Source organism: Hydrogenibacillus sp. N12 (assembly GCF_019645935.1).
Taxonomy (GTDB): Bacteria; Bacillota; Bacilli; order Thermicanales; family DSM-22653; genus Hydrogenibacillus; species Hydrogenibacillus schlegelii.
On sequence record NZ_CP080953.1, the window covers coordinates 1,283,660 to 1,301,540 of the forward strand.

Consider the following 17,881-nt stretch of genomic DNA (forward strand, 5'->3'; position numbering starts at 1 on the left):
TCAGGACGGTTCGAAGGGCAGCTTGAGGCCCGAGTCGATCCAGATGAATTTGCCCGCCTCGTGGTCGTACAGGCCGACCCGAAGGACGCCGGCGCCGGACGGCGTTCAGATGAGCGAGATGTCCGGCGTCGATCCTTTCGACAACATGCCCAAAACGATTCCGGCCGTACGCGTTGGCGTGTTCGTGCCGTCTTCGTGGATCGCCGTTCCGGTTTCAAAGGAAGGCACCGGCCGCCTAAAGTCCGTCGAGAGGATCCGCCGAGCGATTGTTTCCGTCGAATTCGGCCGGCGGCCTGCCATTAGGAGCGATCCCCCTTTCTTCCCTTTCATTCGCCCGACTTCATCCTTTCTTGCATTCTTTCTTGATTCACTTTCCGCTTCTGCTTCCTCGCTTCCTTCCCTTTTTTCACGATCCCGGCTTCTGAGAATGATCGCAAGCCCGAGTTCATCATCCCGTCGCATCTATCGTATCATTATACCATAACGATCACCAGGGGGCGGGATGAAAGCGGCGCTTGAACGTTTGTGCGAATTTCGGTATCCTCGGCTTAAAGGAGGTGAAAAGCATGGCCTGGAGTTCCGCCTCCCATCCCGATCGGCTGCTGCTCACCCGGCAGTTTCCGATCGGACCCGACCGCCGGCCGGAGTTCGAACCGATCATGCAGGCGGCCAACCGGATCTGGAATTCATGCGTCTGGCATTCGCGGGAGATCCGGGAAAAAGAAAACCGGTGGCCGAACGAAGGGGAACTGAAGGCCAAATTCAAGTTCTTCGCGTCCTGGAAGGAACTCCACTCCCAGTCGGCTCAAGCGGTCGTGGAAGAGTACTTTGAGGCCGTCTCCGGCTACCGGAAGCACCGGGAAAACGGTCACGATGAAATGCGTCCTCCGGATTTCAAACCGAAGAAACACCTTCGGACCGTGACCTGGAAAAAACAAGGGTTTAAAGCCGGAGATGACGGCCTTGTGCTGAAGCGATCGCGGGGAAAAGACCCCGTTTCGGTTCCGCTGCCTGCGGGATGGAACGTCATCGTCCTGCCGGATGGACAAAGCATCACCGGGACTCCGGTCGAGGTCAAGGTGAAGGCGATCGTCCGTCGCCGGAAGGTGGAAAACCTCATCCTCCACGTGACCTTCGATCTCGGGGTCGTGCCGGTCCGCCCTGAGGCGGGGCCCGTCGCGGCGTACGACTACAACGCGGCCATGCTTGCCCGGGCGACCTCCGCCGGTGTGCTGGATCTTTTCGTCGGCCGCGAACTCCTGGCCCAGATCCAGTACCGGAACAAAGTGCTGGCGGAATTTCAGGCGAAGATGGGCCGCCTCAGGGAAGGATCGCGGCGCTGGCGCCGGCTTCAGGCGGCCAAAGCCCGGGTGCTTGAAAAGCTCGATCGCCGGATCCGGCACATGGAGCACGCCCTGACGAAAGCGCTGGCCGAACTCGACCGGAAAGAAGGCATCGCCGTCGCCGTCCTCGGCGATCTGACCGGCCTTCGTCGCTCCGCCGGGACCGGGATGAAGGGGAAGAAGGCCAGCCAGAAGATCAACCAGATGGCCTACGATCGCCTCGGCTCCCAGCAGGGGTACAAAAACCTCAGGCGCGGGATTCGGACGACCTTTCTTCCCGAAAAGTACACGTCATCGACCTGTTACGTGTGCGGCCGGCGGGACCCGTCGTCGAGAAGACATCGCGGGCACTGGAAGTGTAGGCGGTGCGGTTTCTCTTTGCAGGCGGATCTGAACGGCGCCGGGAATTTGCTCAAGTTCCGGCTTGCCGAAAACGTCGTCGGCGTACCCGGTCCGGTGTCTTTCCACACGATCCGGCACTGGCGCTGGGATAAGCGCTACAACCGGTACGTACACGTATCGTCAAGGGCCGGGGCATAAGTCCGGCACCTGACGTAGTCGGGACTTCAGTGACGGTCCCCTCCGGAGGCGCGAAGCCTCCGGTGTAACCCGGCAGGACATCCTGCCGCCAGGAAGCCCTTCCCCTTCAGGGGGAGGGAGAAAGTCACAATCTCGTGCTCCGCTTCATGATCGCCGCGGCAATCTCCGCCAGTTCTTCCGGATGATAGCCAGGAGCGAAGGCGTTCGGGATGGCTGCAAGATCGGGGATCTCCCCGCCTTCCGGCGGACCGTCGACCACGTCGAGCGTGCCGCCGTCGGGATGCTCCCCTTTCCAAAGGGCCGCGATCTCGCGATAATCGTCGGGGCTGAAGCGATAGAGACGCCGGTGCAGGCCTTGGTCCCGGTATTTTTTCGCCTCAGGAATTCTTTCGTCGGAAATCTTCGGGATCGGCAACAGTTTCTTCACCTCGACGCCGGTCAGAGATTCAAGGGCGAGGGCGTACGACAGGGCATGGACGCCGCCTCGGACGAGGAGATAACCGATCATCTCGCGGGCGACCGGATGCGTCGTCATTTCATAGACGCGGAGTTTGTGCATGCGGGCTCCGTTTTCCAGAAAGAAATTGTGCAAAAGATCGAGGACGAGGTCACCGCTGTTGAACACGTAATCTCCCTGCCACGGAGCGCCCATCGAGTTGGTCGCCAGCGCCGTCCGGCCGGTGAGGATGGAAAAGTGGCTGTTCCGCTTCGCCGTCCCGCCGGCAAGGGGCGCTTCTGTCGGCGGTCGATCGTCAACGGAGCCTTCGAGCAAAAGGTTGACGGTGTTGGCGACAAGTTCGATGTGGCCGAGCTCTTCGGCGGCGATGTTGGCGATCAGGCTGTAGTACGGGCGCAGCGCTTTTTTCTGCCGGAAATTGAACGACTGCATCGTGTAGTTCATCAAGGTCGACATCTCGCCAAACCGCCCGCCGAACAGCTCCTGAACCGCGGCGGCCGCATCGGGATCGGGGTCGGTCACCCGCGGCAGCTCGATCTGCAGTCGGTCGATGCGCAAATACATCGGTTCGCCTCCTCTTCACCCAGGGATTGAATTTATGATCGCACTTAGACTATATATAAATAATTTCTCGAGGACAATCCCTCATTTTTGCAGGTGCGCTTTCCCCTGGCGTAAGGGGACCCAATCTGTTTTTGTTTCGACGTCCGTCACCGGCTTCTTTCCTGGCGCATATCGTATGACGAACGCCTAACCGACGAAAGGAGGCAGCAAAATGGCGGCTCCGGACCATGCCGGGGGATTTCGAACGATGCGGCGAAGGATTCGTTGGGCGCTCGCCGCGTTCGTCGTCGCTTCCCTCGTTCTTCTTGGCGCCTGTCAGAAAACAGCGCCGGACGGTCCGAAGGGCTCTCAAGCGGAATCGGCGCCGGCTGGCGGCGGCAAAGGAGCATCGGGAGCGGAGGTGGCCCCGCCTGACGGAAGGCAGGATGCGGCGCCGGCGAAGGCGCTCAAAAAGCTGAAGCTTTATGAGGTGACCCATTCGCTTTTCTATGCGCCGCAGTACGTGGCGAAAAATCTCGGCTTTTTCCGGGAAGAAGGCCTCGACGTCGAGATCGTCTCCGGAGAAGGGGGCGACAAGGTGACGACGGCGCTTCTTTCGGGGCAGGCGGACCTCATCCTCGTCGGCGCCGAAATGGCGGTCTACGTCAACGCCCAGAACCCGAGCGATCCGATCGTCGTCTTTGCTCGCCTGACGCAGCGGGACGGAAGCTTTCTCGTCGCCCGGGAGCCGATGCCGAATTTCCGCTGGGAAGATCTGCGCGGAAAAGCGTATCTTGCCCAGAGGAAAGGGGGCATGCCCGACACGATCGCCCAGCACATTTTGCGGAAACACGGCCTTGAGCCGGGCCGGGATCTCGAGTACCTGCAAAACGTCGATTACGCCAACCTGGCGCCGGCGTTTATGGCCGGAACGGGGGACGTCGTTCAGCTATTTGAGCCGTTTGCCTCCCAGGTGGAGCGGGACGGAAAAGGCTATGTCGTGGCCGGCCTCGGCGAGGAGGCCGGGACGGTCCTCTATACGTCTTACATGACGCGGCGTTCCCGGCTGGAGGCCGATCGCGACGCCTTCGTCGCTTTTACGCGGGCGATTGCCCGAGCGCAGACCTATGTGCTCGAACATGACGATGCGACGGTTTACAAAGCGCTCAAAGACGACTTTTCCGGCCTTGACCGGGAAGTGGCCCTCAAGATTCTCGAACGGCTGAGAAGCCAGGACGTCTGGGGGCACGATCCGCTGCCGCCCAAAGAAGATTACGCCCGAACGCTGGAACTCATCCGGGAGGCCGGGCGGCTTGAGCATCCTCTCCCCTATGAAGCGGTGGTCGATCCGACCGTCGCCGAGGCGGCGCTGGCAAGGTAAAAACCCGATCGGAAACGGGTAAGCGCTCGCCACCGCCGATCCGCTTCGGTTCAAAATGGCCGCGATGAAAAAGCCAAAAGAAAAGCGGGCAATCGCGAGATGGCCCCGCGGCTTTATGAGCGGCTGGCTCATTTTACCGAGGGGCCGATCGTTATCGGGGCCACGCTGACCGAACGGGACACCCATGACGATATTCCGGTGCTGTCGGCGCCGTGCGAGGAACCGGTTGGAGAAGCAATGAAAAAGCACAAAAAGCCGGTCCTTAGCTCGAAAAAGGCTTTGCGGGTCGAGTCGCCTCTCCTTCCCTCCCTCCTCCTTGCCTCGGCGAAGCGCCGAACTCCGATGAGAAAACGGGCTTTTGCCCAAAGAGGGAAAGAGCGAACAGTTCCCCGGCCGACGTCCAGGCCGGCCGGGGGCCAGCGCCAAGCCTTAAACGGGCAAACGCTCGCCGCCGCCGACCCGCTCCGGGCCGCGAATCTGGCCGTGACCGACGATTCGGTAGCGAACGGTCGTCAGTTCCGGGAGGCCGACCGGGCCGCGGGCGTGAAGCTTCTGGGTGGAGATGCCCATCTCGGCGCCGAAGCCGAATTCGCCCCCGTCCGTAAAGCGGGTGGACGCGTTGTGATAGACGGCGGCGGCGTCGACTTCGGTGAGAAAGCGCCGGGCGGCTTCCGGATCGTCCGTGACGATCGCTTCGGAATGATTCGTGCCGTACCGGGCGATGTGCTGGAGCGCCTCGTCCAGATCGTCGACCACCCGAACGGCGAGGATGAGGTCGAGAAATTCTTCGGCGTAATCGTCGTCCGTCGCCGGGCGGGCCGGAATGCCGCGGGCCGCGAAGATCTCGAGCGCCCGGGGACAGGCCCGAAGCTCGACGCCGAGGCCGGAAAGGGCGCGGCCGGCTTCCGGAAGATAGGCTTCGGCGATCTCCCGATGCACGAGGAGGGTCTCGATGGCGTTGCAGACCGACGGCCGGTCGACCTTGGCGTCGACGGCGAGGCGGACGGCCATGGCGACGTCCGCCGCCCGGTCGACGTACAGGTGGTTGTTGCCGATGCCCGTTTCGATCACCGGCACCCGCGCCCCGTCGACGACTCGGCGGATGAGGCCGGCGCCGCCCCGCGGGATGACGAGGTCGATGAGCCCCCGAGCGGTGATGAGGTCGTCGACGACTTCCCGTTCGGGCCGCTTGATGAGGGTCACGGCCGACGGCGGAAAGCCGCGGGCTTCTAGGGCCGCCTGAAGCGCCGCGACGAGGGCGCTGTTCGTCCGCAGGGCGTCCCGGCTCCCCCGGAGGACGACGGCAGAGCCGGCCTTGAGCGCCAGGGCGGCGGCGTCGACGGTGACGTTCGGGCGCGCTTCGTAGATGATGGCGATGACGCCGAACGGCACGTGGACCTTTTCGATACGGAGGCCGTTCGGCCGCGTCCAGGCGGCGGCGACGCGGCCGACGGGATCGGGCAGGGCCGCGACGGCCTCAAGACCTTCGATCATGCTCCGGAGGCGGCCTTCGGTCAGCGTGAGCCGGTCCAGCCGGGCCCTCGGCGTCCCCCGTCCGGCGGCTTCGCGGACGTCCTCGGCGTTGGCGGCGAGGATCGCTTCCCGCTCCCGCCAGAGGACCTCCCCCATCGTTCGAAGCACGGCGTTTTTCGTTTCCGTTTCGGCCCGGCCGACCGCCCCGGCGGCGGCCCGGGCGGCGCGAAGGAGCGCTTCCACCTCTGCCTTGCGGGCGGCGATCGCCGGATCCGGCGATGACATCGAAGTCGACATCGACATGGCCGATCCCTCCTAGGAAAGAAGTCACCCGTTTTGGAAGAAATCACCGGCTTGGGAGAAGTCGCCAGGAAGCCGTGACGGATTTTACAGCCGGGCGTCTTCTTTTTATGGTCGGGCGTCTTTTGACGGCCGGGCGCCGCCCGCCGGCACGGTGAGCACAAAGTCGTCCCGGTGGATGACGACGCCGATCCCCCGGACGGCATCCTTCCCTTCCCGCGCCCGGCGCTCCAGAAGAAGCCGGAGGTCGGCGGCGCCGAAGCGGGAGATCCCCCGGCCGATCTCCTCCCCGTCCGGACCCCGGACGGTGACGGTGGCGTGTTCGTCGAACTGCCCTTCGACGGCGACGATGCCCGGAAAAAGGAGGCTCTTTCCGCCGGCGACGAGGGCGTCCCGGGCGCCGGCGTCGACGGTGATCGCGCCGGCCGGCCGGAGCGCGGCGGCGAGCCAGCGTTTTTTTCCCGCGTAGCGCCTCGCCGGGAAAAAACGGGTGCCGCGGCTTTCTCCGGCGTAGAGGGCCTGAAGGACGCCGGGCTTCGCCCGGGCGATGATGACGTCGATTCCGGCGAGGACGGCGAGGCGGGCGGCGAGGAGCTTCGTCCGCATGCCTCCGGTGCCGACGCTCGTCCCGGCGCCGCCGGCGAGGGCAAGAAGGGCGTCATCCCACGCTTCGACCCGCTCGATCCGCCGGGCGCCGGGGACTTTGCGGGGGTCGGCCTCGTAGAGGCCGTCGGTGTCCGTGAGGAGGACGAGCCGCTCGGCGTCGAGGGCGATCGCCACCCGGGCGGCAAGGGTGTCGTTGTCTCCGACGCGGATTTCATCGACGGCGACGGTGTCGTTTTCATTGATGATCGGAAGGACCCCGTGGGAAAGGAGCATCTCCGCCGTCGAACGGGTATGGAGGTAGCGCTCCCGGTGGTCGAAGTCATCCCGGGAAAGAAGCAGCTGGCCGACGACGAGGCCGTGCCGGGCCGCCGCCCGGCGATAGTGTTCCATCAGGATTCCCTGGCCGACGGCGGCCGCCGCCTGCTTCTCCGGCACCGTCAGCGGCCGCCTCCAGCCGAGGGCGTCCCGGCCGAGGGCGACGGCGCCGGAGGAGACGAGGACGACCGCCTGCCCCGCCCGCCGTAGGCCGGCGATGTCGTCGACCAGCGCTTCAAGCCGATCCGGCCGAAATCGGCCGTCGTCGCCGGTCAGGCTGCTCGAGCCGATTTTCACCACCCATCGGGCCATCGGCTTCCCTCCCCTGATACGAAAAAACGCTTTCGCCCGTGAAGGGCGAAAGCGTCGCTTCCGCGGTACCACCTTCGTTGGCCGATCCAATGGCGGTCGGATGGAACCGTCCGCCGGTCGGGCCCGCTCGGTGCCGATATCGGAGCACCGCCGCCTCGCTCTTCGCGAGGAGCTCCGAAGGGGGGACGTCGAGGGGTGCGGGGCCGCCTTTCAGCCGCGGGCGCGCCTCTCTGGACCGCAGAAGCCCCCGACGCATGGCCTTCGTCATCGCCGGTTATGCGCCTTTGCCTTGCGGATTATGCGGATGTCGGAGCGGGGCGCTTGGGCGCCCTTCGACGATCGGCTTTGACTTCTATATATCCTTTTTTGATGGCGTCGTCAAGTTTTGCCGGCGTCGCCAAGCGCCAGCCTAAACACGCCTTCTTCGTCGCTCGGCGCCCGCCTCACCGGCGCCCGCTCAGCGTTCCGTCGGTCCGACGATCCACGCGTCGTGAAAGCCGAGCGTTTTCAACCGCCGCAAAAGCTCCTCGGCGCTCGAACGATCGGAAAAGGCGCCCACCTGAACGCGGTAAAGCGGCGTTTCGACCGCGGAGGCGCCCGGAATTTTGAGCGGCTTCCCGGCGGTGGCGTCCGATGCCGGAGGGCCGGCCGTCTCCGGAGGCAACAGGGGCGCCGGCGGGGACGATCGCGGCGCGAGATCGAGCATCCGGGCCAACCCTTCCGCGGTCGCTTCGGCCATCGCCGTCCGGGCCGCCGGATTCCGGAGGAGGGCATTGTCTTCGGCATTGTCGATAAAGAGAAATTCGCCGAGTAGGGCCGGCATGGCCGTCAGCCTGAGGACGGCGAAGTCGGCCCGCTTCACCCCTCGATCGGCGACGCCGTAGGGTTTAAGCGCCCGCATGATTTCGGCATGAATCCACCGCTGGGCGACTTCGGTGAAGGGCGAGACGGCGCCCCGATAGATATATGATTCAAAACCCCGGGCCCGGCCGTCGAAGGCGTTATGATGGACCGAAAAGAAAAAATCAGCCCGAAGCCGGTTCGCAAACGCCGCCCGATCGGCAAGCGGAACGGTGACGTCCTCCGTCCGGGTGAGCTCGACCCGGACGTCGTATCGGTCGAGGAGCGCCGAGCGAATCTTCTGAGCCAGGTCGAGCGCCGACGCTTTTTCCGTAAGCCCAAAACCGACCGCCCCGGGGTCTCGGCCGCCATGCCCCGGATCGAGGACGATCAATTTGGACATCGACCTGCCTCCTTTTGCCCTTCTGGTGTGGAAACAAGCGGCCGCCGGATCGTCGGGCCGCGGCCGCCCAATCCGCCGATGAGCCCCGTCCAGCCGGAACGCGGCGGAAAACAAAAAGCCGGCAGAACACCGTTCTACCGGCAATGTACGTTCCGGAGGCCGAAGGGGTTCGGGCCTCGTCCTAACGCTTTTGTCCGGCGCCCGATTTGGCGGATTTGGCGGCTTCGATCGCCCGTTCGGCGTAGCCTTTGTACCACGGCGCCGAAGACGGGTCGAAGCCTTTTTCCCGCTCCGCGTCGGTGATGTACGCCGCGTCGTCCGGCGCGTCGCCGTTCGGCCAGTCTTTCCCCTTGGGGGCGAAGTCCGGCCGGTCGTGGGAGAGGATGTAGGCGGCCAGGTTCACCGCCTGCTCGTCGGTGAGCTCCCCCTGTTTGATGCCGCCCATCTGGCCGAGGGGCATGTTGCGCTTGATGTAGCCGGCCATCGTGCCGATGCGGGCCATCCCGGCGCCGATGTTGAAGGAGCGATCGCCCCAGAGGGCCGGGCCGGTCGTCGGGCCGGTGCCTTCGCCGTTTTGGCCGTGGCAGGCGGCGCAAGCCTGCTCGTACAGCTTTTTCCCTTCGTCCAGGTTCGGGGCCGTCATGTCCCGGTAGGCTTCCACCCGGTTCTTCACGATCCACGGCCGTTCTTTAATGCCGATCGGCACGCCTTCGGAGATGAAGGTGAGATAGGCGACCATCGCCCGCATCTCGTCGGAGTTGTACGGGAGGGGTTTGCCGTTCATGCTGCGCATGAAACAGCCGTTGATGCGGTCTTCCAGCGTGAGCACTTTGCCGGAACGGGAAATGTACTGCGGGAAGACGGCGGCGACGCCTAAGTACGGCGACGTATCGTCCATGCCGCCGCCAGCGTGACAGCTGGAGCAGGAAAGGTCGTTGCCGACGTAATCCGGGAGGAGGGTGTTCGTCTCGTTCATCAGCCTGTAGCCGTACTTGATCGCTTCTCCCTCCGGCCCGTCGGGGACCTGGCTCAAATCCGGCTTCGGTTTCGGGACGGCGGTGGTCGGCGCCTGGGCGCCGGCGGAAGCGGCGGCATCGGAGGCCGGCGTTTTTTCCGGCCCTTTCCCGGCGGTTGCCAGGGCGGTGCGGATTTCGTTGCCGACGATGAGGACGAAGACGATGGCGAGCAGGAGAATGATGGCGGTCCACATCCGTTTGGCGGCGCCGTCGGCGCGGTCGTTGCCGTTCATCGGTCACGCCCCTCTCTGAAGACCCGTCCGGTGACCGCCGGCCGCCGCCTCCGGCCGCCGGTGACGGGCAGAATGTGTTTTCTTTCACTTTCAGTTTAAGGGAAATCGCTTTCTCGTGAAAAGGGATTTTCCGCTCGTTTGCAAAGGTGTCGAATCGGGCTTGTTTTTGCTGGTTTTTAGCATGGGTACAATAAAAACGGCCGCCAACGGCCCCCGCCCGTTCAACGATTGGACACGGACGGTCACCGTCGGCAGCTCGTGTCCCCTTCGGGGACGACGTGCGCACCGAGCGGGACGGAAGTTTATCGCTCCGCCCGACGATCGGCTTTTTTCGCCACCGTCGCCGCCTGCTGCAGCGGATCCCAGACGGCGTTGAACGGCGGCGCGTACGAAAGATCCAGCGCTTCGAGCTCGTCAATCGTCATCCCGTGGTAGAGGGCCGTCGCCAGGACGTCCACCCGCTTGTCGACGCCGGCTTTGCCGACAATCTGTCCGCCCAAAAGGCGCCGGTCGTCGCGCCGGAAGAGGAGCTTCACGTGAAGCTCGGCGTTGTCGGGATAATACCGGGCGTGGGCCCGGGAACGGATGCGGACGGTTTCGAAGGGCACGCCGAGGGCCTCCGCTTCGCGGCTCGATAGGCCGGTGCGTCCCATAGCGATGTCGAGCACCTTCATGATCGCGCTCCCGACGATGCCGGCGAAGCGGGCGTCTCCACCGGTCATGTTCGTCCCGGCGACCCGGCCTTGCTTGTTGGCGTGGGTGCCGAGGGGGACGAAGTCGTCGGCGCCTTTGATTCGGTGGAACTGCGTGGCGCAGTCGCCGGCGGCGTACACATCCGGGAGGCTCGTCTCCATCCGGTCGTTCACCCGGATGGCGCCTTTCGGCCCGAGCTCGGCGCCGGCTTCCCGGGCGAGCTCGCTGTTCGGCACGACGCCGACGGCGACCAGAACGAGGTCAGCGGGATACGTGTTTTTGTTCGTGACGACGGCCCGGACGCGCCCCCCTTCCCCTTCGAGGCGCCGCACTTCTTCGCCGAGGCCGACGGCGATGCCGTGGCGCTCCAGGGCGTCCCGGGCGAGGTCCGCCATGTCGGCGTCAAAGGTGAGGGCCAGCTGCGGCGCGAGGTCGAGGACGGTCACCGTCTTCCCGAGGAGGTGGAACGCTTCTGCTATCTCGAGGCCGATGTAACCGCCGCCGATGATCACGACCCGCTCGACGGGGCGGTCCCGAAGGTCGGCGAGGATCCGCTCGGCGTCGCCGAGGGTTTTCAGCGGAAAGACGCCGGCGAGGTCCCGCCCTTCCCACCCCGGCAGGATGGGCCGGGCGCCGGTGGCGATGAGCAGCTTGTCGTACGGAACGGTGCGGGTGTCTCCGGTGGCGAGGTCGGTGACGGCGACGATTTTGGCGGCCGGATCGATGGCGGTCGCCTCGTGCCGGAGATGGACCCGGATGTTGTATTTTTCCTCGAATTCTTGTTTTGTCCGCGCGACGAGGCGCTCGGCGGAAGGGACGAGGCCGCCGATGTAGTACGGAAGCCCGCACTGGGCATATGAAACGATGTTGTCCCGCTCGAACACGTCGATCGCCGCATCCGGATCGAGGCGGCGGATCTGGGACGCCGCGCTCATGCCGGCGGCATCGCCGCCGATGATGACATAACGCTGGGACACCCCCAACGCCTCCCCTCTCTTTTGTCCCTGGCCCTTGCGGCATCATCGCGCTTCTTTAACGTTTGCGTTTAACGCTCGCGCGCGTCGGCTTCTTCGTCGGCGCCGGTACCGGCATCAACGTCCGCACCGCCTTCCGCTTCGCCCTCAGCCTCAACGACGACGCCGGCCGCAAGGCGCCGCAGGCGGATGAGAAAGCCGGTGTGGGCGACCATGCGGTGGTCCGGTCGAACGCTTTCCGGCGTGGCGTGCCACGGCCGGAGAAGGAGTTCTTCGACTTCGATCGGTCCCCAGCCGGGTCGGCCCGAGATGGAGGAGACGAACTTGTGCAGCTGGTTCGTCGTCGGCAGCCAGACGAGGAGGAGGCCGCCGGGGCGGACGGACGCCTCGGCGCCGGCGATCGCCTGCTCCGGCTCCGGCACGTCGAGGAGCAGAAGGTCGAGCTCCCGCTCGTCGATGCCGCTGTAAACGTCCCGGACCTCGAGGCGCCAGTTCGGCGGATCGACGCCGAAAAAGCGGCGGACGTTTTCCCGGGCGAGCTCGGCAAACTCCGGCCGCCGCTCGTAGGAGACGACCCTCCCTTCCGGGCCGACGGCGCGAAGCAGGACGAGCGTCGCCGCGCCGGAGCCGACGCCTGATTCCATCACCCGGGCGCCGGGGCGAAGATCTCCGCGAAGGAGGATGCGCCCGAGATCTTTCGGATACAGAATCTGCGTCCGGCGGGGCATCGTCATGATGTAGTCTTCGAGCGTCGGCCTAAGCGCCAGCACCGTCTGGCCGGCGCTCGTCGGGATGAGGCTTCCCTCGGGACGGCCGACGACGTCGTCGTGGCGGACGATGCTCCCGGACGGGGTCTGGGCGACCTGGCCCCGCCGGAGCCGGCGGAGAAAGGAACGCCCTTTGGCATCGATGAACAGGACGAGGTCACCGTAATCGAATGGGCGGATGTCGCTTCACCTCGCGTCGCTTCGGTCATGCCGGTCGGCCCGGCCGTCATAAACAAAATAATAAATGGAGAAAAGAAGCCGGAAACCAAGGCGCTCGGAAACGGCGGCAGCGAGGAGGCCGATCGGTGAACGGGTTTTGGCCGGCGCTTTTGTTTAACGCGGTGACGGAGCTCGACAACGTCCTTGTCCTCACCGCCGTCGTTCGGCGGCGGTTTGCCTTTTCCCGCCCGGCACTCTTCGGATTGGTCTCGCTGGTGGCCCTCGTCCGGGCGACGGCGATGCAAAAGATCGCGCCGGCGCTCGCCCGCCCGACCGTCGCCTGCCCGGTGGGACTGTATGCGTTCGGGCTGGCCGCCCTCATCCTCGGGCAGTCGCTCCGCCCTCCGCGCCCGGAACGCGATGCGGCTTTCGCGCGGTGGGCGGGGCTTCGGCGGGCGGTGGCGATCGCCCAGGGGCTTTTCGCGGTTCTCCTGCTCGACCTCGCCTTAAGCGCCGATCAGCTCGTCATCGGCGCCGGCTGGCTCCCGGCAGGCCTTCCCGGCTTTGCCGCCGTCCTCGGCGGGCTCTGGGCGGCGTTTTTGGCCGTCTGGGGGCTGCCGGAGGCGGTGTTCCGCTCTCCGTGGACGGTTCGCACCGCCGCCGTCCTCGTCGCCCTCGCCGGTTGGGACGTCCTGCCGGCGCCCTGCCGCGGTCCGGCGGCGCTTATGGCCGCCGCCGGCTTTCTCCTCGCCTTCGTCCGGCGAACCTTTCGTCCGGGCGATGGATGACGGTCGGCGCCGACCCTTCCCGGGGCGCTTCAGCGGGCGATCCGGGCGTGGCGGATGCCGTAGCCGAAGTAGACGACGAGACCGAGGAGGAGCCAGAGGCCGAAGCGGACGAACGTCACCGCCGGCAAAGACGCGATGAGGACGAGGGAGCCAACGATGCCGATCGGGGCAAACAGCCAGAGGGCCGGCACTTTGAAGACCCGCGGCTCATCCGGCCGCCGGAAGCGCATGACGACGACGGAGACGGTCGTGAGCAAAAATGCCGAAAGCCCGCCGATGTTCGCGAGCTCCGCGAGCTCGCCGATCGAGAGGAAGCCGGCGAGGATGATGCCGGTGCCGAAGACGAGGACCGTCGCCATCGTCGGCACCCGGCGGGTCGGGTGCACGCGGGCGATCGCCGGCGGGAGAAGGCCGTCCCGGCCGAGAGCGAAGAGGATGCGGGTGGCGGAAAGGCCGTTTCCGAGCATCGTGGCGATGAGGCCGAAGACGACCGCCGCCGAAAGAAGCGCGCTTCCCCAGCGGATGCCGACCCGGGCCAGGGCGTAGGCCGCCGGGTCCGGGACGTCGAGGTCGGTGTACGGCACCATGCCGAGCATGACAGCGGCGACGACGACGTAAAAGAGGGTGAGCAGGATGAGCCCGCCGAGGAGGGCGATCGGGATCGTCCGCTGGGGGTTTTTGACTTCTTCGAGCACGGTCGTCACGCCGTCAAAGCCGGTGTAGGCAAAAAAGACGAGAGCCGCGCCGGTGAGGATGCCGCTTACGCCGTACGGGGCAAACGGCTGCCAGTGGACGGGATCGACGTAGCCGACCCCGACGGCGATGAAAAAGAGGATCGCGGCGACCTTGATCCACGTAAAAAAGGCGTTCGCTTGTCCGACGAGGCGAATGCCGGCCAGGGCGATGGACGCGACGAGGAGGAGGCCCAGGACGGCCGGCAGATTGACGACGCCGCCATGGGCGAGGTCCCGGGTGAGGGCCTCCGGAAGCGACAGGCCGGCGGAGCGGGCGATCTCGACGACGTAGCCGGACCAGCCGACGGCGACGGTTGAAGTGATGACGGTAAACTCGAAGATGAGGTCCCAGCCGACGATCCAGGCGAGGATCTCGCCGAGGGCCACGTAAGTGTACGTGTAGGCGCTCCCGGCGACCGGGACCATCGAGGCGAACTCGACGTAAGCCAGGCCGACGGCGATGGTGACGAGGCCGCTTAGGGCAAACGAAGCGATGACGCCGGGGCCGGCGTAGTGGTGGGCGACCGTTCCCGGCAGGACGAAGATGCCGGCCCCGATCGTCGAGCCGAGGACGAGGAGCATGAGCTGAAGCGGTCCCAGCTCGCGCTTCAGCTTGTATTCCCTTTCTTCGGCGAGCTCCCGGGCTTCCTCGACGGTTTTCTTCCGCCAGATGGGGCTCACCGATCGGTCTCTCCTTCGCCGTTTAAGATCGCTTCGATCCGTTCGAGGACGTCGGCGGAAAGGACGACGCCGGAGGCTTTGGCGTTTTCTTCGATCTGCTCCGGTCGGGTGGCGCCGACGATGGCGCTCGCGACGTTGGGTTGCCGGAGGACCCACGCCAGGGCGAGCTGGGCCGGGGTGAGGTCGAGTTCCCGGGCCAGGGCAGCGATTTTCTCGGCCTTTTTCAGCTGATCGTCGGTGAGATACCGCTGGACAAAGGCGCCGGCTTCCGGATCGGCGCCGCGGCTTCCGGCCGGCGCCGGCACTCCGGGCTTGTACTTGCCGGTGAGGACCCCCTGCGCGAGCGGTGAAAAGACGACCTGGCCGATGCCCTCTTTTTCGCCGAGGGGGATGATTTCTTTTTCAATGTAGCGGTTCAACATGTTGTACACCGGCTGGTTGACGACGATCCGGTCGAGGAGGTAGCGGTCGGCGACATGAAGGGCTTCCCGGATTTGGGCCGCCGTCCACTCGCTCACGCCGACGTAGAGGACCTTCCCCTGCCGGACGAGGTCGTCAAACGCCCGGAGCGTCTCCTCGACCGGCGTCTCGGGGTCGTAGCGGTGGGCGTAATAGATGTCCACGTAGTCGACGCCGAGGCGCTTTAGGCTCGCGTGGGCCTGCTCCATGATGTGCTTGCGGGAAAGCCCCCGGTCGTTCGGACCGTCGCCCATCGGCCAGAACACTTTCGTCGCGAGCACAACCGATTCGCGGGGAAACGCCTTGAGCGCCTCGCCGACGACCCTTTCCGCCTCCCCGCGGGCGTAGACGTTCGCCGTGTCGAAAAAGTTGATCCCGAGTTCGTAAGCGCGGTGGATCGTCCGGATGGCCGTCTCCCGGTCCACCGACCGACCGTATGTAAGCCAGCTGCCGAGGCTGATCTCGCTGACGCGCAGGCCGGTTTTGCCGATCTTGCGGTATTGCATGGACATCCCCCCCTCGTCGATTATAGCAGATTTCGGCAGAGGGCATGCGCGCTTCATTCTGCGTTCGGCTTCGAGGGACGGCGTCGCCTAGAACCGCTCCGGCGACGGCGCGTTCAGAAATCCCGTTTCCGCTCACGCCCCGTGCGCCTTCGCTTTCCGCTCGTTTGGTCCGGCGCCGGCTTTGGCTTTCTTCGCGGCGACTTGGCCCTCCTTGAGGCGCGGTGCAACGTCGCGAAACCCGATCAATTTCCGCGTCGCTTCATCGAACAGATGGAGGTCGGCGAAGGCGACGAAAAGCGCATCTTTGAGCGTCACCGTCGGCGCCACCTGGACAAGCGGTACTTCTTTCTGCACTTTTTCCAGCCGGTAGTTGGGGATGCCCGGAGCGAGGTGATGAATGTGGTGAAAACCGATGTTCCCCGTCACCCATTGCAACGGTCGCGGCAGTTTCAAATACGTGCTTCCTTCCATCGCCGCCCGCACATATTCCCACTGCGGATCGCGAAACCAGTAGGCGTCCTCGAACTGGTGCTGCACATAGAACAGGAAAATACCGATCATCCCCGCCAGATACAGGCTCGGGAAATAGACCCAGAGCAGGGCCTTCGCCCCCCAGACCAACGCGGCGCCTCCCAGGGCGAAGGCGATGACGAGGTTGGTGAGCGCCACGGTTTTCCGGATGAACGGCTTCTCTCCGCCGAAGCCGAGCGGAAAACGATAGGCGATCATGAACACGGCGATCGGGCCGATGAAAAACATCACCCACGGATTGCGGTAGACGCGATACTTGAAGCGTGCCCACGGCGAGGCGCGCAAATACTCGTCGACCGTCCACGTCAGGATGTCGCCGACGCCGCGCTTGTCCAGGTTGCCGCTGGTGGCGTGATGGCGGGCATGCTGCCATTTCCAGTAGTGGTACGGGACGAGCGTCACCGCGCCGCTGACAAAACCGAACGCCTCGTTCATCCACCGGCGGGGGAAAAGTGAGCCGTGCCCGGCGTCGTGCTGCAAGATAAACAAACGTACCAGAAAAAGCGCCGCCACGCCGTCGATCGCGAGGGCAAGGGGCAGGAAAAAAGCGGCGGCTCGATACGCCAGGCTAAACAGCACAACAAGCGCAAGGCCGGTATGTGTCACTTGCCACAGGCTGTACCGGAGGTCGGGTCTGGCATACGGCCGAAGAAGCGGCGCCCAGTCTTGCGCCCGAAACGATTTCAAAGTTCCACCCCTTACCCTTTCATCGATTTCCTCCCCAGCATACTCCGGCCGCTCTTGGCGGTCAATCGGAAAAAAGCCCGGCGAAAGGTCTGACCTTTCGCCGGGTCAAACGGGAACGAATGGCTGCTTGCCGGAGATTCAATAGCGGACCTGCGCCGGGACGACGGCGCCCTGGTACTTGTCTTCGATATACTGCTTGACGTCGTCCGAAAGAAGAACGTCGCAGAGCTTTTGAATCCGCGGGTCCTCCTTCGACTCCGGCCGCACGGCGACGACGTTGACGTACGGCGACGTCTTGTCTTCCATGAAGATGGCGTCTTTCGTCGGGTTCAGACCGGCCTGAAGGGCGAAGTTCGTGTTGATGAGGGCGAGATCGACCTTCGGGTCCTCAAGGGCCCGGGGAAGAAGCGGCGCGTCCATGGGCAAGAACTTCAGATGCTTCGGGTTCTCGACGATGTCGGTCGTGGTGGCGCTGGCCCCTTTCCCCTCGGCCAGTTTGATCAAGCCCTCCCGCTCGAGAAGCAGCAACATTCTCCCCTGGTTCGTCGGGTCGTTCGTGATGGCGATCGTGGCGCCGTCGGGAAGATCGGCCGCCGACTTGTAGTTTTTCCCCTTCGCGACGTATGCGCCCAACGGCTCGATGTGGACCCCGCAGACGGGGATGAGATCATACCCTTTTTCCTGGTTGGTCTTTTCGAGGAAGGGAATGTGCTGGAAGTAGTTGGCATCCAGTTCTTTTTCGGCGAGCTTGACGTTCGGCTGGACGTAATCCTGGAAGACGACGACTTTGAGGTCGATGCCTTCATCCTTGAGCTTCGGCTTGACGACGTCATTTAAGATCTGGGCGTGCGGCTCCTGCGACGCGCCGACGGTGAGCGTCTCCGGCTTCGCCGAGTCGGTTTTGCTTTCGCCGCCGGCGGGACCGGTTCCCTCGCCGGGCGCGGTCTTTGTGCCGCAGGCGCCGAGGATGAGGAGCGCGGCGAGGACGAGGAAGATGGCTCCGCTTTTGAGCGGGCGACGGAACATGCGGATCCCCCCTTAAGGTTCAGGATCATGTGGATCAATCGGTCGGACGCCGTTTTGCGGCGCCGTCGCCGCCTCTTTTCCGGCGGCGCCAAGGTGTATGGTCAACGCGCCGGC

General features: G+C 64.9%; 16 protein-coding genes. 4 read left to right on the forward strand and 12 right to left on the reverse strand.

Translation table 11 applies throughout. The annotated features are described in order from the left end of the window. Positions 1–105: 105 nt before the first annotated feature. Positions 106–462 (reverse strand): hypothetical protein, encoded by a 357-nt coding sequence (locus K2M58_RS05995; protein WP_220678692.1) that lies wholly within the window; start codon positions 460–462, stop codon positions 106–108. 104 nt (positions 463–566) lie between these two features. On the opposite strand from K2M58_RS05995, the gene K2M58_RS06000 reads away from it, so the two are divergent. Continuing rightward, complete coding sequence (locus tag K2M58_RS06000) at positions 567–1,883, forward strand: RNA-guided endonuclease InsQ/TnpB family protein (RefSeq protein ID WP_220678693.1); 1,317 nt, start codon at positions 567–569, stop codon at positions 1,881–1,883. A 124-nt stretch (positions 1,884–2,007) separates the two neighbouring features. Here the strand turns inward: K2M58_RS06000 and K2M58_RS06005 are convergent, their stop codons facing one another. Continuing rightward, positions 2,008–2,904, reverse strand: coding sequence for a manganese catalase family protein (locus tag K2M58_RS06005; RefSeq protein WP_066198151.1), 897 nt, complete (start codon positions 2,902–2,904; stop codon positions 2,008–2,010). 247 nt (positions 2,905–3,151) lie between these two features. Between K2M58_RS06005 and K2M58_RS06010 the strand changes: the two genes are divergently transcribed. Further along, positions 3,152–4,264, forward strand: coding sequence for an ABC transporter substrate-binding protein (locus K2M58_RS06010; protein WP_220678694.1), 1,113 nt, complete (start codon positions 3,152–3,154; stop codon positions 4,262–4,264). Positions 4,265–4,693: 429 nt separating this feature from the next. Here the strand turns inward: K2M58_RS06010 and K2M58_RS06015 are convergent, their stop codons facing one another. The 6 genes from K2M58_RS06015 to K2M58_RS06040 form a co-directional block, all read right to left on the reverse strand. After that, positions 4,694–6,040, reverse strand: a complete 1,347-nt coding sequence (locus K2M58_RS06015; RefSeq protein ID WP_252393553.1) for a glutamate-5-semialdehyde dehydrogenase — start codon at positions 6,038–6,040, stop codon at positions 4,694–4,696. A gap of 105 nt (positions 6,041–6,145) precedes the next feature. Next, entirely contained in the window at positions 6,146–7,270 is a 1,125-nt protein-coding gene (gene proB / locus K2M58_RS06020; protein WP_220678695.1) for a glutamate 5-kinase, read from the reverse strand. Between the two features lie 457 nt (positions 7,271–7,727). Then, complete coding sequence (locus K2M58_RS06025; protein ID WP_220678696.1) at positions 7,728–8,513, reverse strand: N-acetylmuramoyl-L-alanine amidase; 786 nt, start codon at positions 8,511–8,513, stop codon at positions 7,728–7,730. 181 nt (positions 8,514–8,694) lie between these two features. Further along, on the reverse strand, positions 8,695–9,762 hold the full coding sequence (locus K2M58_RS06030; protein ID WP_252393554.1) for a c-type cytochrome: 1,068 nt from the start codon (positions 9,760–9,762) through the stop codon (positions 8,695–8,697). Between the two features lie 302 nt (positions 9,763–10,064). Then, positions 10,065–11,432, reverse strand: a complete 1,368-nt coding sequence (locus tag K2M58_RS06035) for an FAD-dependent oxidoreductase (protein ID WP_220678697.1) — start codon at positions 11,430–11,432, stop codon at positions 10,065–10,067. A 68-nt stretch (positions 11,433–11,500) separates the two neighbouring features. Then, positions 11,501–12,376: a tRNA (adenine-N1)-methyltransferase gene (locus K2M58_RS06040; RefSeq protein WP_354667533.1), complete on the reverse strand. Its 876-nt coding sequence runs from the start codon at positions 12,374–12,376 to the stop codon at positions 11,501–11,503. On the opposite strand from K2M58_RS06040, the gene K2M58_RS12610 reads away from it, so the two are divergent. Next, positions 12,257–12,505, forward strand: coding sequence for a hypothetical protein (locus K2M58_RS12610; RefSeq protein ID WP_252393555.1), 249 nt, complete (start codon positions 12,257–12,259; stop codon positions 12,503–12,505). The genes K2M58_RS06040 and K2M58_RS12610 overlap by 120 nt on opposite strands. Beyond that, a complete protein-coding gene (locus K2M58_RS06050; protein ID WP_220678699.1) occupies positions 12,502–13,143 on the forward strand; it encodes a hypothetical protein in 642 nt (213 codons plus the stop codon). The genes K2M58_RS12610 and K2M58_RS06050 overlap by 4 nt, the downstream gene beginning before the upstream one ends. A 29-nt stretch (positions 13,144–13,172) precedes the next feature. On the opposite strand, the gene K2M58_RS06055 is transcribed toward K2M58_RS06050, so the two are convergent. The 4 genes from K2M58_RS06055 to K2M58_RS06070 all read right to left on the reverse strand — a co-directional run bounded on the left by K2M58_RS06055 (position 13,173) and on the right by K2M58_RS06070 (position 17,767). Next, complete coding sequence (locus K2M58_RS06055; RefSeq protein ID WP_220678700.1) at positions 13,173–14,558, reverse strand: amino acid permease; 1,386 nt, start codon at positions 14,556–14,558, stop codon at positions 13,173–13,175. Then, complete coding sequence (locus K2M58_RS06060; RefSeq protein ID WP_220678701.1) at positions 14,555–15,523, reverse strand: aldo/keto reductase family protein; 969 nt, start codon at positions 15,521–15,523, stop codon at positions 14,555–14,557. The genes K2M58_RS06055 and K2M58_RS06060 overlap by 4 nt, the downstream gene beginning before the upstream one ends. Positions 15,524–15,655: 132 nt before the next feature. Then, the gene (locus K2M58_RS06065) at positions 15,656–16,741 is read right to left on the reverse strand and encodes a fatty acid desaturase (RefSeq protein WP_220678702.1); all 1,086 of its coding nucleotides are present in this window, start codon (positions 16,739–16,741) and stop codon (positions 15,656–15,658) included. 138 nt (positions 16,742–16,879) lie between these two features. Next, complete coding sequence (locus tag K2M58_RS06070; RefSeq protein ID WP_220678703.1) at positions 16,880–17,767, reverse strand: MetQ/NlpA family ABC transporter substrate-binding protein; 888 nt, start codon at positions 17,765–17,767, stop codon at positions 16,880–16,882. Positions 17,768–17,881 lie beyond the last annotated feature (114 nt).